Raw genomic sequence first — 14,274 nt, forward strand, 5'->3', positions numbered from 1 at the left:
CACCTCGCGCCGCTCACCTCGCACCGCGCAACCCACCTCGCTCACCTCGCACCGCTCACCCGGCCCCGCTCACCTCGCACCGCGCAACCCACCCCGCTCAGCCCACCCCGCTCATCCCACCCGCACCACCAACGCCGTAGCCACCGCCATCAGGCCTTCCTCCCGCCCGGGGAACCCCAGCCCGTCCGTCGTCGCCCCGGACACCGACACCGGCGCGCCCACCGCCTCCGACAACACCTTCTGCGCCTCGTCCCGCCGCTTGCCGATCTTCGGCCTCGGCCCGACCACCTGCACCGCCACGTTCCCGATCCGGAACCCCGCTGCCCGCACGATCCGCGCCGCCTCCGTCAGCAGCGTCACCCCGGACGCCCCGGACCACTCCGGCCGCCCGGTGCCGAAGTGCTGCCCGAGATCCCCGAGCCCCGCCGCCGAGAACAACGCGTTGCACGCCGCGTGCGCGACGACATCCGCGTCGGAGTGCCCGGCCAGGCCGGCACCCTCGCCCTCCCACTTCAGCCCGGCGCACCACAGCTCGCGCCCGTCCTCGAAGGCGTGGATGTCCGTACCGACACCGACCTGCGGCAGCGGCGGCAGCGCGTCCGTCTCAGAAGCCATCGTTCAGCCTCCTGCGCGCCAGCACGGCCTCCGCCAGCACCAGGTCGAGTGGCCGCGTCACCTTGAACGCCTCCTCGTGCCCCGGCACGGCGACCACCGTCAGCCCCAGCTGCTCGACCATGCTCGCGTCGTCGGTGACGTTGTCGGTCACCGTCCCGTGGGCGCGCACCAGCGTCCCCCGGTCGAACCCCTGCGGCGTCTGCACCGCGCGCAGCCGCGCCCGCTCCGGCGTCGCCACCACCGGTTCCGGCTCGCCCGGCACGCCGGCGGGCTCGACCTGCTTGACCGTGTCGGCGAGCGGCAGCGCCGGCACCACGGCGGGCGCGCCGTCCCGTACGGTCTCGATCACGGCGTCCACCGTGTCGACCGGTACCAGCGGCCGGGCCGCGTCGTGCACGAGGACGATGTCGTACTCGTGCGGCAGGGCCTCCAGGCCGAGCCGTACGGACTCCTGCCGCGACTCACCACCCGGGACGACGAGGAAGTCGGTCCTCTCCGGCAACGCGTGCGCGTCGAGCAGGCTCCTGACCTCGGCAGCCCCGTCGGGCGGCGCGACGACCACGACGAGAGAGACCCCGCGGGAGGCGGCCATCGCGCGGACCGCGTGGATGAGCATGGGTGTGCCGCCCAGTGCGCGGAGGGCCTTCGGGGCGCCCGGTCCGAGCCGTACGCCCCGGCCGGCGGCGGGAATCACGGCCGCGGTCCGGATGTTCGAACGGGTGTCGGGGGGCGTCTCGGCGGGCGAGGGACGCGATTCGTCAGACATCGGTTCCTGTCAGGTTTGTGTGCTCGACCTAGTTGGGTATGGCCTCACCGTGCCGGGCGCGACGGCTTGACCGGACCCTTCCGTGACCCTGGTCGAGCCAGCAGCCCGGGCCCGGCACGCCAGGACCGGGGGGAAAACTCCCGGGTGATCGTACGAGGACCGGTGATCGTACGAGGACCGGTGACAGTACGAGGACCGGTTTCCGGGTACGAACATGCCGCAGCGCCCGGCGACAGCGAAGATGTCATCGGGCACCGCGGCATTTCAGCGCGCTGAACCGAGCGGGCAGCGGTCTGCGCCTCGCCTCAGAACCTCAGGAGGCGAGCACCTCGTCGAGCAGGGCCTCCGCCTTGTCCTCGTTGGTGTTCTCCGCGAGAGCGAGCTCGCTCACCAGGATCTGGCGGGCCTTGGCGAGCATGCGCTTCTCACCGGCGGAGAGTCCACGCTCGCGCTCACGACGCCACAGATCGCGTACGACTTCCGCGACCTTGATGACGTCGCCGGAGGCGAGCTTCTCCAGGTTTGCCTTGTAACGACGCGACCAGTTCGTGGGCTCCTCGGCGTACGGCGCGCGCAGCACCTCGAAGACCCGGTCCAGCCCGTCCTGACCGACCACATCACGCACGCCGACGAACTCCGCATTGTCCGCTGGCACACGTACCGTCAGGTCGCCCTGGGCGACCTTCAGCACCAAGTAGGTCTTGTCCACGCCTTTGATCTGGCGAGTTTCGATAGCCTCGATCAGCGCGGCCCCGTGATGGGGATAGACCACGGTGTCGCCAACCTTGAACGTCATGTGACAGGTACCCCTTCCGTGGCTATCCAGGGTAACACGGATACGGCGTCTTCTGAATGGCGTTTTCGCAGGTCAGGGCATATCTCGGGGCTTGACAACAGCAACAGGAACGTGCTGCGCCGGGCGAGCGGAAGAAAGTATTCGCAGGTCGGAGCAGTTCTTCAGGCCGGTCGAAACGCGCACGTCACACACGGCCGGAGACCCGTTCACCCACCCGAAGAGTCCCATATGTCCGGTTCCAGGCGTGCGACTTCCGCTACTCCGTTCGGTGACCGGGGCGGGCTTCCGGACGAATCCGGAATTGATCACGAGGTGCCCCGGCCGACCCCCCGATGATCAATTTCCTGGCCGTCCGCGCATTCCTTCACGGAAATCTCGCGCACCGATCGCCGACCGGTATGACAACCGGCTTCTTATGTGAATGACGGACGAGTACGAGCCACAAAGCGTCGCCCGGAAGCGGAGGCCGGAACGAGCGCCCCGCACACCCGGTGCGCGCGCCGGTCCTGCCGCCTGCCGGGCGAAGCCGTACGTTTGGGGGAGGGTCGGGTGCGGCGGCCCGCGAACGGCTCGGTAGCCTGAAGCCGCTGACAGACACTTAGGGCGGCTTTATCCGTTGCCGCCACCTCGCTCGAGTCCAAGGAGTTGCCGCCGCCGTGAGCAGCAGCCTTCGACGCGGTGCCCTCGCCGCCGCCGCCATCGCGTTCTCGATCGCCTCGCTCGCCGCATGCGGTGCCGGTCACAACGCCCAGACGCTGGAGATCAAGCCGGACAACGCCGCGACGACCGTCGGTGACATCCAGATCCAGAACGCGATCGTCATCACGCAGCCCGACCTGGAGTCGACCGGTCCGGCCGTGGTCTCCGCCACCCTGTTCAACAACGGCAGGACGGACCAGACCCTCGAGTCCATCACCGTGGCCGGCACCGGCAAGTCCGCCGAGCTGAAGCCCGCCGAGGGCGAGAAGGGCGGCAACGGCGGCCTGACCGTCCCGGCCGGCGGTTCCCTGATCCTCGGCGGTGAGGGCAACGCCTCCGCCGTCCTGCCCAGCAGCCGCGAGGCCATCCAGGACGGCAACGCGCAGGAGATCACCTTCGACCTCAGCAAGACCGGTGAGGTGAGCCTGCGCGCCTTCGTCGTCCCCGCCGAGAGCTACTTCTCCAAGTGGGGCCCGAGCGACGTCCCGGCGGCGCCCGGCGCGTCGGCGAAGCCCTCGCAGGAGAGCTCCGGCGAGCCGTCCGACGGCCAGACCTCCGGCACGCCGGCCGACGGCGAGTCGGCCTCCGGCACGGACGAGTCCCCCGCGGCCGGTACCGAGGGCGAGACCGGTACCGACACCGGGACGGTGACGGACGGCGCCTCGCACGAGACCGGCGCCGGTCACTGAGACGCGTACGTACGGCGAAGGGCGGGACCTCTCCCGGAGGTCCCGCCCTTCGCCGTACTCACCCGCGTCCCGGGCCCGGCGCGGGCGACGCGCCGGGCGGGCCGCTCTACGGCTCGAACTTGTACCCGAGCCCCCGCACCGTCACCAGGTACCGCGGCGCGCCCGGGTCGGGCTCGATCTTGGCGCGCAGCCGCTTGACGTGGACGTCGAGGGTCTTGGTGTCACCGACGTAGTCGGCGCCCCAGACCCGGTCGATCAGCTGCATGCGGGTCAGCACGCGGCCGGCGTTGCGCAGCAGCATCTCCAGCAGGTCGAACTCCTTCAGCGGCAGGTCGATCTTGGTGCCGCCCACGGTCACGACGTGCCGGTCGACGTCCATCCGGACGGGGCCGGCCTCCAGCGCGGCGGGCGCGACCTCCTCCGGCTCACCGCGCCGGCGCAGTACGGCCCGGATGCGGGCGACCAGCTCACGGGAGGAGAAGGGCTTGGTGACGTAGTCGTCGGCACCTATCTCCAGCCCGACGACCTTGTCGATCTCACTGTCCTTGGCCGTCACCATGATCACGGGGACGTTCGAGCGGCCGCGCAGCTGGCGGCAGACCTCGGTGCCCGGCAGGCCGGGCAGCATCAGGTCGAGGAGGACGAGGTCGGCGCCATTGCGCTCGAACTCGTCGAGACCGTCGGGGCCGGTGGTCGCCACGGCGACCTCGAAACCCTCCTTGCGGAGCATGTACGACAGGACGTCGGAGAAGGACTCCTCGTCCTCGACGACGAGCACACGGGTCACGGAAGGACCTCCGGGGCGGGAAGCGTTTCGTACGGGGAAGTATGGGGGGATGAGGGGGACCGCTCGGTCTCGGCACTGAGTCCGGCGCGGTCGGACCGCTGCTGTGCGCGGCCGCGGGACGGGCCCGACTCCGGCAGTCGCAGCGTGAAGGTGGAGCCCTGGCCTTCGGCACTCCACACCGTGACCTCCCCGCCGTGCGAGGCGACCACGTGCTTGACGATCGCGAGACCCAGACCGGTACCTCCGGTGGCCCGGGAACGGGCCGGGTCGACGCGGTAGAAACGCTCGAACACGCGCTCCTTGTCCTTCTCCGAGATACCTATGCCCTGGTCGGTCACGGCGATCTCGATCAGGTCGCCGCCGGGGGCGTTGACGCGGCGGGCGGCTATGCCGACGCGGGTGCGGGCGGGCGAGTAGTTGACCGCGTTCTCGACGAGGTTGCCGAGGGCGGCTGCGAGCTGGCCGCGGTTGCCGCGTACGCGCAGATCCGCCGTTCCTCCGGCGGCCATGGTGATCTGCTTGGTGCCGGCCGCCTGCCGGCAGCGGTCGATCGCCTCGGCGACGAGCTCGTCCACCCGGACGGGCTCGGCGTCGTCGAGGGGGTCGTCGTTCTGGACCCGGGACAGGTCGATGAGCTCCTGCACCAGGTTGGTCAGCCGGGTCGCCTCGATCTGCATCCGCCCGGCGAAGCGCTCCACGGCCTCCGGGTCGTCCGAGGCGTCCATCACCGCCTCGGACAGCAGCGAGAGCGCGCCCACCGGCGTCTTCAGCTCGTGACTCACGTTGGCGACGAAGTCGCGCCGTACGGCCTCGATGCGGCGGGCCTCGGTGAGGTCCTCGACCAGCAGCAGTACCAGCCGCGACCCGAGGGGCGCCACGCGTGCGGACACGGCGAGGGCCTCCCCCCGCCCGTTCCCCCGCCTCGGCAGATCCAGCTCGACCTGCCGTATCTCCCCGTCCCGCCGGGTGTCCCGGGCCATCCGCAGCATCGGCTCGACGGCGAGCTTGCCGCCCCGGACCAGGCCGAGGGCGTACGCCGCCGAGCTGGCCTTGACCACCGCGTCGGCCTCGTCGAGGACGACCGCGGAGGACCGGAGCACCGACAGGACGGTGTCCACACCGGGTGGAAGGACGGGGTCCATGTGGAGCGAGGTACGCGTGGGGCGCTTCTGCTCGCGCTCGCTCCAGCGGAACGCCAGCATGGCGATGACACCGGTGAGTACTCCGGCGATCGCTGCCGCTGCGGCGACCGCCGCGTTCACGTCCATGCGTCCAGGTTAGGCATGGCGAACCGCCCCGCCCCAGCCATCGGACTGCGACCTCGAACACTCGTCGCCCAGAGTTCACCTTGGAGCCAGGGATGGTTCATTTGTGGTGCCGGAAACGGACGCGTACAGGCCGGAACGTGTAAGCGTGGGGGCACGGCAAGGGGTGCGAGCCAGTGCAAGCAGGCGCGAGCCCCCTAAACGGACGTACGAGAGGGAACCCTGATGCGGGACGCGTACCACGAGGAACTGGATTCGATCGGCGACGGTCTGGTGGAGATGGCCCGGCTGGTCGGGTCGGCGATCGGGCGCGCCACGACCGCGATCCTCGATTCCGACCTGAAGCTGGCCGAGAACGTGATCGAGGGCGATCAGAAGGTCGACGAGCTGCACCACGCGCTGGAGGCCCGGGCGATAGCCCTGCTGGCCCGGCAGCAGCCGGTGGCGACGGACCTGCGCATCGTCGTCACCTCGCTGCGGATGTCGGCCGACCTGGAGCGCTCGGGCGACCTGGCCCAGCACGTGGCCAAGCTGGCCCGGCTGCGCTACCCGGAGCGCGCGGTGCCGCACGACCTGCACGCGACCATCCTCGAGATGGGCCAGCTCGCCCAGCGCCTGATGGCGAAGGCGGCCGAGGTGATCATCACCAAGGACGTCGACCTGGCCCTCCAGCTGGAGCAGGACGACGACGCGATGGACCTGCTCCACCGCACCCTCTTCCAGCACCTGATGGACGACCGCTGGAAGCACGGCATCGAGACGGCCGTCGACGTCACCCTCCTCGGCCGGTACTACGAGCGCTACGCCGACCACGCCGTCTCGGTCGCCAAGCGCGTGGTCTACCTGGTCACCGGCGAGCACGTGGGCGACCTCCAGGCGGACATCCAGCCGGCGACGCCGGTCGAAGGGGCCTGACACGGGCCTGGGCGTAAGGGGGTCACCGGGCCGGTGGGGAGCCGGCAGCGGGCCGGCGAGGGGCCGGTGACGGGGGCCGGTGACGGGGCCGGCGAGGGGCCGGTGACGGGCCGGGGGCGCGCGGAGTCACCCCAATGCGCCGTTGATGCAACGGCCACCGGGGGCGTGCAATGGGCCCAGGCACCAGCCTCTAGGAGGAACCATGGCCGATTCCCCCACCACCCCCGACCCCGCCCAGCAGCACCCCACCGAGCAGCCCGCCGAGATCCGCAGCCTGCCCCTGATCGCCGCGTGCGGTTGCGGATCGGGCTGCGGCTGCGGCTGCCAGTCGGGCAATCCCTGCCAGTGCGGCTGACGCGGTAGCGGTACCACGGCGGCCGGGATCGCCCCGGCCGCCGTACGGGCGCACCCTGGAAGAAAGACCCTGAAGGGGGTGCGACGCCATGGCTCACTTCATGGACGTGCACCACGGGATGCACGGCATCACCGCGGACCAGCTCCACGAGGCCCACCAGGCGGACCTCGCCATCGGGAAGGACGAGGACGTCCGCTTCGAACACGCGTGGGCGGACCCGGACTCCGGCACGGTCTACTGCCTCTCCGAGGCCCCGTCGGCCGACGCCGTCCAGCGCGTCCACGAGCGCGCGGGCCACAGGGCGGACGAGATCCACGAGGTCCCGCTGACGGTATAGCCCTCCCCACAGCCTCCCGTGGGTACCGCGCCGTCGACTTGAGTACGGGTACTCAGGCCCGGGGCCCCGGCCCCGGCCGACCCTGGAACACAGGACGACGACCAAGGGGAGACGACACCCGATGAAGACCCGCCGGACCAGCCGGACCAGCCGGATACGCGCCCTCACCCGCCTGACCTTCGCCAACCGCGCCTCGGCGGTCTACCTCGCCGTCGTCGGCGGCGCGATGACCGTCGCCGCGCTGGAACCCCTCTACGCGACCAACCCGGACGCGTCCCTCATCTGGGTCTGGCCGGCCCTGTTCACCTTCCCGGCCTTCGGCTTCGTCGCCTGGCTCGGCGAGGCGGGCTGGGGAGGCGACGCGCCCACCTGGTTCTTCATCGGCGGCATCGCCCTGTCGGCCCTGGTCCAGTCACTGGCCCTGGGCACCGCGTGGCAGGCGCTGCGGGGGCACCGGGAGCGCCGGGGACGCCGGGGGCGGCTGACGACGGCCGGCTGAGGCGGGCCCGCGACCGGAGCCGCTCGGCACGGCCGGGATTCGTCGACGACCAGGGAGGCCCCCAGGCGCCGACCGCGCGCCGTTGATGTGCCGTGCATGACGGGTCCGCTACCTGCTCCTGCTCCCCGACCGAGCCGACTTCGAACCCTGCTGGCCGGTACTGCGCCGCGCCTTCGGCGAGATCCGCCCGGCCGCCACCATGCTCGTGTGCGGCCTGGCCGGCCCCCGGATGAGGATCGAGATCGAGGTGTACGCACGGCGGTCCGAGTCCTCTCCGGCCCGCTAGCAGCTCACCGACCTGCCGACGCCGGGCGGCGGCGCGCGGCCTGACGGCTGGGACGCGTCGCCACGCCCCTGCTCTGGCACCTGTGTGGCAGTACCTCGCGCATACACGCAACGTCCGCCGACGGTGCCCGAACGTCGGGGCGCCTTCTCGAATGACGGAGCGCCTCGGACGGCGCTAGCGTGCAGCGGTGATCAACAGTGAGGGAATACCCCTGGGTGCGGAAGCCGCGCGTCGTCTGGCGGGGTCAGGCCTGTACGAGTTCGAACCGGGACTGACGGACGCCGAGTTCACGCGCATCGAGCGTGAGTACGGCTTCGAGTTCGCGGATGACCACCGAGCGTTTCTCGCGGCCGGCCTGCCGGTCAACATCCCTCCCGAGGATGGCCAGACCTGGTCCAGGCCGTGGCCGGAGTGGCGTGCCGGTGACCGTGACAGTCTGCGGCGACAACTCGACTGGCCGGTCGAGGGCGTTCTGCTCGCCGTCGAGCACAACGGGTTCTGGTACGAGGGCTGGGGCGAGCGTCCAACCGCCGGGACGACCGCACTGGACACAGCACGGCGTCACCTCGCGGAGGCACCGGTACTCGTCCCCCTGTACGCCCACCGATACCTGCCCGCCGGCCGGGGAAGCTTCGGGCACCCGGTGCTCTCGATGTGGCAGACCGACATCATCTACTACGGCCTGGACCTGGCCGACTACATACACCGGGAGTTCGACGAGGCACGAGGCCAGGTCGACGACCACTGGACCCCGCGAGCGACGGTCCCTTTCTGGCGAGACCTTCTCTGACCCCTCCGCCGCTCATCAGCAAGCCCCGGCCCGGCGATTCCTCCGCGGGGCCGGGGCTCAGTGATGTGGGCTTATTTCTCCTTGGCGTCTTGCCCGGGACGGCGGATCTCTCAGCGCCGGTTCCGGTGATCGTGACGACGTCGACCTTGCCGAAGCGCGACACCCGCTTTAGGGAGAGGCTGGGTGATCTGCGGGCTGAGCTGGGGCTTCATCGGCCCGGGAAACGGGTGGTCACTCGACCGCAGGGCACCGATGTTGACCGTAGGTTGTAGCTCACTCGCTGGTCGAGGCCGCCCGGGCTCAGGCGTCGAAGTCGTACTCCAGGATGTACGAGGCGGCGTCCAGCGTCATTTCGTTGATCTCGACGGGGCGGCCTTCGTCCGTGTATGCGGTGCGGCAGACGAGGATGACCGGCGTGCCCGCGGACATGCTCAGTTGTGTCGCCTCGTCCTTCGAAGGCATACGTGAGCGGATCTCTTCACGGAAGTGCACCGGCTTGTAACCGAGTTCGGCGAGCCTGGCGTACGTCCCGCCCTGCCCGGTGTCCTCCTGGGTGATCGCGGACCCGGCGACCAGGGACGCAGGCAGATAGCTCGTCGCGAGCAGGACGGGCTTGCCGTCCAGGACGAAGCGTCGACGCCTCACGCACACCGTCTCCTCGTCGGCCAAGTCCAGGACCGCGCTGACGCGATCGGGCGCGGCTTCGTCGGACACGGCGACCTGGTCCACCTCGAGTGAGCGATTCTCGATGTCGGCCGACCAGATGGAACGGCCGTCGCCCCATTGCTGTCGGGCCAGACGCTGGATGCCCCGGCGCCGAAGCGGGCGGAACTCCCGGACGAACACGCCGGCGCCCTTGCGGGCTTCGGCGACGCCTTCGTCCCGGAGGACGCTCAAAGCCTGGCGGGCCGTCATGCGAGCCACGCCATGCGTGGTCATGAGGTCGTTCTCTCCCGGGAGCCGGTCACCGGGACCGTACTCGCCCGACTGGATCGCCTCGCGCAGCGTGTCCGCGATCCGCTGGTACTTGGGACGCCGGTCGTCTCCGGTGTTGGCCATTCCGTAAGCCTCCTCTCCTTCTCTAGACACCCTAGGCCACAGGTCAGAGGTTCGCTCGCTCCGAGTAGTCGCGCTGCCCGCCAAAGGCCGTACTCATCAGGCGACTTGACGTCTCTAGAGATGTTGACCACAGTTCATGTCTAGAGACGTGGCCGAGCGTCTTCCAGAATGAGGGGTGTTGTATGGCGTCGTTCGGGATCGAGCCCTCGACTGCCGTCGTGCCGGTGGCGAGAGCGTCGGCTGCGAAGCTCGTCAGCACGGACAGACGGGAGCTCCACAGTCGGAAGCGGCATCACCTCCACTGCGACAGCAGCGGCGGGAGTGAGTACTGATGGCTTACTCGATCGACCGCTACCCGTGTGACGAGTCACCGCGCCTCGGCGCGATGGCGTTGCACCCCGTCGCGGAGTCCGTGCCTCGGGCCCGGCGCTGGTTCCGGAGGTTCGTCACTCCCCACAACCCGGCCTGTTCGGTCGACGACTGCGTCCTGATGCTCTCGGAACTGGTGACCAACGCCGTCGTCCACGGCAGGTCGGACGAACCGTGGCTCGTCCGGGTGGAGTGGTTCCGCGTGGGGACGTCGCTCCGCGTCGAGGTGCACAATCCGGGACTCCCGGAGAGCGTGCGGCTGAGATGCCCCGACGCGAGCGACGCGCACGGGCGCGGGCTACTGCTGGTCGACGCCGTCGCCGACTCCTGGCACTGCGGGCCCAGCCGCTTCGGCGGAACGGTGGTCTCCTTCAGGATGGCCGATGCCTGGCCACCGTCCTGATACAGCCGGACCTGCCGGCGACGGCCCGAAGGCGGCAACGAACACAGCAGTCAGCCCCCGCGAAGTAACCGCGGGGGCGGGGGCTGACCGGCAGGGCCTACTTCTTCTTGCCCTGGGTATTGCCGGGGATCTTGGTGAGCTGTGTTTTTTCTGGTCAGAGGCGGTGAGCTCGTGCGCCTGGTGGTCGTCGTTGGTCGTCATTGGCCACTGTCGAGCGGCATCGGACAGCCCAGGGACGGCCCAGACATCGGCCCGTTGCCCATCGGTGGGCCTACGAGCTGATAGGCAACTCCCGCGCTCGCTGACGTGCTTGGGCCCGTAGCTCCTTCAAGCGACTGTGAAACGCGTTGTGGCGGTTCTGGTCAAGGTTCAGCGAGAGGTCGAGTTGGGAGATGAGCTGCGACTCCAGGTCCCACGGTTCGCTCTGCTCGATCCAAGACACCCGCGCGTTGTCCGCCAGCCACTGGCTCAGGGTGGCTTCGCCGACCTTGCCAAAGGTCATCCGCTTGCCGCTGCCCACGCGGCGCAGCTCGAGTCCGAGCAGACAACCGAGGGTGAGCCGCAGAGTCGAGCCGGCCGCGTTGCCCCGGTAGTGGTAGCGCACCCGCGTGCGCAGGTTCTGTGTGCTGGTCCGATTCGCCATGTACCGCGGGGCTATCCCGACATAGAGCAGGCGCCCAGCATCCAGCTCTGGGTGGGGCGGCTGCTTGAAGTGCCACCCGTAGACCCCTGCCGCCGCTGGGACAGGGCTCGGACGCACCAGGATCTCTTGCGCCGACCACAACCGATCGGGACTGACGAGGGCGGTAGCTTCCACGAGGCCTCCAGACGTGCCACGACTGATCGTCGCAGGCTACTGGTCGACGCTGACTGAGCGTCCCTGGCCTGTGTGGCTCGTGACATCAGCTTGGGAATCACGGACCGTTGCGCCCTCAAGGGGCCGTTAGCCAGGCATATTGCGCTATCACGCCCTCCTCAGCCCAGGTCCGGTGTCCCAGTGTGACCGTTGTTGCCCGCGCGGTCTGGCATGCATCTGCCACACACGTCTCCTATGTGCGGGTAGCGCACGGTGGCGTTAAGCAGACCGGGCGGGCGGGATGGTCCCGACACTCTTGCAGCCTTCCAATGGCTCGACTCAGTGGCACGGGTCCTGACAAGGCGTCAAGCTCGTGCGACAAAGCGACTGGTCAATGGCTGATCCAGGGGCTGGGGGGACGTGTCAAGCCTAGACGCTCAAGGGCGACCGACATGAATCTGTGCCGTTCAGTACCGATGAAGTGGTTTCCCCAGCGCTCCCGAAGCGTTGAAGATGAGGGAGTATGGGCGGAGCCCAAGGCGCTAGGGGATGGAGCCCAAAATGGCAGACCGAAGCACCATTGAGTGGACTGAGGCCACATGGAACCCCACCACGGGGTGTGACCGCATTTCTAAGGGCTGCGATAACTGTTATGCCCTGGTGCTAGCGAAGCGACTGAAGGCGATGGGGTCTACGAAGTATCAGGTCGACGGAGATCCGCGGACGTCGGGGCCAGGGTTCGGGCTTGCTATACATCCAGACTCGTTGAGGCTTCCGCACACCTGGAAGTCACCGAGGGTGGTATTTGTCAATTCGATGTCTGACCTTTTCCATGCGCGAGTGCCAGTTTCCTACATTAAGGACATCTTTGATGTAATGCGTGAAACTCCACAGCATACGTATCAGATTCTGACCAAGCGATCCCGGCGAATGCGGAACGTTGCCGATCAAATTGACTGGCCTGAGAACGTCTGGATGGGAGTGACTGTTGAAGCTCCCGAATTTAAGGCGAGAATCGATGAATTGAGGGATACTCCGGCGCTTGTTCGCTTCCTATCGTGCGAGCCGCTGATCGGTAATCTCGGCACGGTTGATCTAAGCGATATCGACTGGGTCATCGCCGGAGGTGAATCAGGAAAAGGGCACCGTCCTATTGAGGAAGACTGGGTGACCTCCTTGCGGGATCAGTGCTCTGCGGCCGACGTTCCGTTCTTCTTTAAGCAGTGGGGAGGGCCAACCCCTAAAGCTGGAGGAAGGATGCTGCAGGGGCGCACCTGGGACGAGTACCCAAAAGCCAAGTCCCGCGCTGGCGTATGAGGTCAGGGGAACGTGATCCAGGTGCCATCGGGGAAGCCGCTCCGGCCTGGTCGCTGGACCTGGATAATTCCTTCTCTCTCCAACGGTGTCAGGACGGGCCTGCGCAGGTGCGTCTTCTTGTACGGTGTATGGATCAAAGTGAACTGTTCCAGGGCCGTGATCGAAACACGTCGTCCGCTGTACTGGGCGAGAAGTGCCCGTCGCAGTGGGTTAGTGTCCACGGACGAGTCAGTGAACAGCACGTCCTGGCCAGCCAACCGGTCCGAGAACTTGAAGCCGCCTCCAGGGTCGACCTTCCACATGGCCTCCTTCATCAACTCAACGCCTTTGATGTCGCGAGTCCCGTGAAAGAGGTAGTAGCCGATGTGCCCAGTTCTATTGATCATGGCGAAGGACTGCACGTACGGGAATTTACAGACGTCCGTGAGTTGACGCCCGTAAAGATCGTGCAGAAATTGCTGGCGGCTTACACTGGACGGGAGGGTTCCTACCTGCTTGTATTCACTTGTACCGAAGAGATCTTCTAGATGGTGATCTACGTTTCCTGCGGCGGCAAAACGGTTAACGTGATCGACCATATAGTTCACGAAGAGCTCGCAGCTTGCGAATGAGAGCAGCTCTGCGAGAATGCTCATGGGGAGCCCTGAGAAGCCGAACGGATCAACAAAGGCGAACGTCGGCGCAAGGCGGCTCTTCTGGTTGCGAAGGTGATCTATCAGGTTTGTCGCGGTCTCGGAAAACTCCGAGTTAACCAGCTGCACTTTAACGTTATTCGGCCAGGGCTGGTTCGCCTTTTTATATCCTTCGATTTGCCGAGTGAGGCTCTCGAAGCGATCTTTCTTTGACTCGCAAAAAAAGAACAGAAACTCACACTTCATCTTGTCGAAGTAACTATGAGAAAGCAGCGCGTCAAGTGCGATGAGCGGGGATCCCGGCTCGCCGGATTGGTAGCGCCCCGGTCCTGCGAAACCATCCAGGAAAACGATCCTGCCGTTGTAGGTGGACAGGACGGGAAACCAACCGCCTAGATAAGACTTCAAAAGGTCATGCTTGGCTTTGGTGTGCGGGTCAAGCTGCCACACGGTAGTCCTCGGTGCTGACACGTGTCCCCCTCGACGCAGTCGACATGCTCGGCAGCATTATGGTTCCGACCCGCACCCAAACGCACGCCATATGTCAAAAAAGGTCGACTCGGGGAGCGAATTCGTCCGAAGGTTCGAATTTGCGTCGGCGGAGCGGGTTTGGCCGATGTCCTGCCCGGTTTGGGGTCGAGCATGATCAGGGGGCCGTACGCTGGCCGGCAACTCGGGCAGGCTGTGATCCTGCCCGGAACTTGAACGAGTGGCCCCTTGGTCTTGCTCGACGCGGGGCCCGAACCGGGGAGGTGGCTAAAGTCGTGGAGCCGACCGCCCCAGCCACAACGGACTATTGCTCGCTCCAGCCGCGCGACCGGCGTAGCCGGGGCCAGAGCGGGCCGAAGGCAGGAGCGTCGGGCCCCGGCGGCGAGCCGGGGAGCGCGCGGTGAGCGGAG

16 protein-coding genes and 1 pseudogene are annotated in these 14,274 nt (G+C 67.8%); 9 read left to right on the forward strand and 8 right to left on the reverse strand.

The genetic code is table 11. The annotated features are described in order from the left end of the window. Positions 1–111: 111 nt before the first annotated feature. The 3 genes from ispF to ACZ4V1_RS16075 form a co-directional block, all read right to left on the reverse strand. On the reverse strand, positions 112–615 hold the full coding sequence (gene ispF / locus ACZ4V1_RS16065; protein WP_468335407.1) for a 2-C-methyl-D-erythritol 2,4-cyclodiphosphate synthase: 504 nt from the start codon (positions 613–615) through the stop codon (positions 112–114). Further along, positions 605–1,381, reverse strand: a complete 777-nt coding sequence (ispD, locus tag ACZ4V1_RS16070) for a 2-C-methyl-D-erythritol 4-phosphate cytidylyltransferase (protein ID WP_468335410.1) — start codon at positions 1,379–1,381, stop codon at positions 605–607. The genes ispF and ispD overlap by 11 nt, the downstream gene beginning before the upstream one ends. Before the next feature lie 313 nt (positions 1,382–1,694). Beyond that, positions 1,695–2,177, reverse strand: a complete 483-nt coding sequence (locus ACZ4V1_RS16075) for a CarD family transcriptional regulator (RefSeq protein ID WP_003953493.1) — start codon at positions 2,175–2,177, stop codon at positions 1,695–1,697. 656 nt (positions 2,178–2,833) lie between these two features. Between ACZ4V1_RS16075 and ACZ4V1_RS16080 the strand changes: the two genes are divergently transcribed. Beyond that, positions 2,834–3,565: a copper chaperone PCu(A)C domain-containing protein gene (locus ACZ4V1_RS16080; RefSeq protein WP_468335413.1), complete on the forward strand. Its 732-nt coding sequence runs from the start codon at positions 2,834–2,836 to the stop codon at positions 3,563–3,565. A 106-nt stretch (positions 3,566–3,671) separates the two neighbouring features. On the opposite strand, the gene phoP is transcribed toward ACZ4V1_RS16080, so the two are convergent. Then, entirely contained in the window at positions 3,672–4,343 is a 672-nt protein-coding gene (gene phoP, locus ACZ4V1_RS16085; RefSeq protein WP_468335714.1) for a two-component system response regulator PhoP, read from the reverse strand. A gap of 5 nt (positions 4,344–4,348) precedes the next feature. Beyond that, complete coding sequence (phoR, locus tag ACZ4V1_RS16090) at positions 4,349–5,620, reverse strand: two-component system sensor histidine kinase PhoR (protein WP_468335416.1); 1,272 nt, start codon at positions 5,618–5,620, stop codon at positions 4,349–4,351. Positions 5,621–5,842: 222 nt separating this feature from the next. Here phoR and phoU point away from each other — a divergent pair, with 222 nt between their 5' ends. The 6 genes and pseudogenes from phoU (at position 5,843) to ACZ4V1_RS16120 (ending at position 8,799) form a co-directional block, all read left to right on the forward strand. Next, positions 5,843–6,532, forward strand: a complete 690-nt coding sequence (phoU, locus tag ACZ4V1_RS16095) for a phosphate signaling complex protein PhoU (protein WP_468335420.1) — start codon at positions 5,843–5,845, stop codon at positions 6,530–6,532. A gap of 202 nt (positions 6,533–6,734) precedes the next feature. Next, positions 6,735–6,887, forward strand: coding sequence for a hypothetical protein (locus ACZ4V1_RS16100; protein ID WP_468335422.1), 153 nt, complete (start codon positions 6,735–6,737; stop codon positions 6,885–6,887). An 88-nt stretch (positions 6,888–6,975) separates the two neighbouring features. Continuing rightward, the gene (locus ACZ4V1_RS16105; RefSeq protein ID WP_468335425.1) at positions 6,976–7,224 is read left to right on the forward strand and encodes an SCO4226 family nickel-binding protein; all 249 of its coding nucleotides are present in this window, start codon (positions 6,976–6,978) and stop codon (positions 7,222–7,224) included. A 121-nt stretch (positions 7,225–7,345) separates the two neighbouring features. Continuing rightward, entirely contained in the window at positions 7,346–7,723 is a 378-nt protein-coding gene (locus tag ACZ4V1_RS16110) for an SCO4225 family membrane protein (RefSeq protein WP_468335428.1), read from the forward strand. A gap of 100 nt (positions 7,724–7,823) precedes the next feature. Continuing rightward, positions 7,824–8,009 (forward strand): annotated as a pseudogene (locus ACZ4V1_RS16115) (RidA family protein); the annotation flags it as partial. A gap of 187 nt (positions 8,010–8,196) precedes the next feature. After that, a complete protein-coding gene (locus tag ACZ4V1_RS16120; protein WP_468335431.1) occupies positions 8,197–8,799 on the forward strand; it encodes an SMI1/KNR4 family protein in 603 nt (200 codons plus the stop codon). Positions 8,800–9,099: 300 nt separating this feature from the next. Here the strand turns inward: ACZ4V1_RS16120 and ACZ4V1_RS16125 are convergent, their stop codons facing one another. Further along, entirely contained in the window at positions 9,100–9,858 is a 759-nt protein-coding gene (locus tag ACZ4V1_RS16125; protein ID WP_468335434.1) for a GntR family transcriptional regulator, read from the reverse strand. Positions 9,859–10,189: 331 nt separating this feature from the next. On the opposite strand from ACZ4V1_RS16125, the gene ACZ4V1_RS16130 reads away from it, so the two are divergent. Continuing rightward, on the forward strand, positions 10,190–10,630 hold the full coding sequence (locus ACZ4V1_RS16130; protein WP_468335437.1) for an ATP-binding protein: 441 nt from the start codon (positions 10,190–10,192) through the stop codon (positions 10,628–10,630). A 271-nt stretch (positions 10,631–10,901) separates the two neighbouring features. On the opposite strand, the gene ACZ4V1_RS16135 is transcribed toward ACZ4V1_RS16130, so the two are convergent. Then, positions 10,902–11,273 (reverse strand): GIY-YIG nuclease family protein, encoded by a 372-nt coding sequence (locus tag ACZ4V1_RS16135; protein WP_468335440.1) that lies wholly within the window; start codon positions 11,271–11,273, stop codon positions 10,902–10,904. A 714-nt stretch (positions 11,274–11,987) separates the two neighbouring features. Here ACZ4V1_RS16135 and ACZ4V1_RS16140 point away from each other — a divergent pair. Beyond that, positions 11,988–12,743 (forward strand): DUF5131 family protein, encoded by a 756-nt coding sequence (locus ACZ4V1_RS16140; protein WP_468335443.1) that lies wholly within the window; start codon positions 11,988–11,990, stop codon positions 12,741–12,743. Positions 12,744–12,745: 2 nt separating this feature from the next. On the opposite strand, the gene ACZ4V1_RS16145 is transcribed toward ACZ4V1_RS16140, so the two are convergent. Continuing rightward, positions 12,746–13,825 carry a three-Cys-motif partner protein TcmP gene (locus ACZ4V1_RS16145; RefSeq protein ID WP_468335446.1) on the reverse strand — a complete coding sequence of 360 codons (1,080 nt, stop codon included), beginning with the start codon at positions 13,823–13,825 and terminating at the stop codon, positions 12,746–12,748. Positions 13,826–14,274: the final 449 nt, after the last annotated feature.

The organism is Streptomyces sp. NPDC028991 (assembly GCF_055564775.1).

Bases quoted from the DNA above. Each gene is read 5' to 3' on its own strand.
- ACZ4V1_RS16125 (WP_468335434.1), bottom strand. From the start codon at position 9,858: ATGGCCAACACCGGAGACGACCGGCGTCCCAAGTACCAGCGGATCGCG.
- phoR (WP_468335416.1), bottom strand. From the start codon at position 5,620: ATGGACGTGAACGCGGCGGTCGCCGCAGCGGCAGCGATCGCCGGAGTA.
- ACZ4V1_RS16075 (WP_003953493.1), bottom strand. From the start codon at position 2,177: ATGACGTTCAAGGTTGGCGACACCGTGGTCTATCCCCATCACGGGGCC.
- ACZ4V1_RS16100 (WP_468335422.1), top strand. From the start codon at position 6,735: ATGGCCGATTCCCCCACCACCCCCGACCCCGCCCAGCAGCACCCCACC.
- ispF (WP_468335407.1), bottom strand. From the start codon at position 615: ATGGCTTCTGAGACGGACGCGCTGCCGCCGCTGCCGCAGGTCGGTGTC.
- phoU (WP_468335420.1), top strand. From the start codon at position 5,843: ATGCGGGACGCGTACCACGAGGAACTGGATTCGATCGGCGACGGTCTG.
- ACZ4V1_RS16140 (WP_468335443.1), top strand. From the start codon at position 11,988: ATGGCAGACCGAAGCACCATTGAGTGGACTGAGGCCACATGGAACCCC.
- ACZ4V1_RS16130 (WP_468335437.1), top strand. From the start codon at position 10,190: ATGGCTTACTCGATCGACCGCTACCCGTGTGACGAGTCACCGCGCCTC.
- ACZ4V1_RS16135 (WP_468335440.1), bottom strand. From the start codon at position 11,273: ATGGCGAATCGGACCAGCACACAGAACCTGCGCACGCGGGTGCGCTAC.
- ACZ4V1_RS16105 (WP_468335425.1), top strand. From the start codon at position 6,976: ATGGCTCACTTCATGGACGTGCACCACGGGATGCACGGCATCACCGCG.
- ACZ4V1_RS16110 (WP_468335428.1), top strand. From the start codon at position 7,346: ATGAAGACCCGCCGGACCAGCCGGACCAGCCGGATACGCGCCCTCACC.
- ispD (WP_468335410.1), bottom strand. From the start codon at position 1,381: ATGTCTGACGAATCGCGTCCCTCGCCCGCCGAGACGCCCCCCGACACC.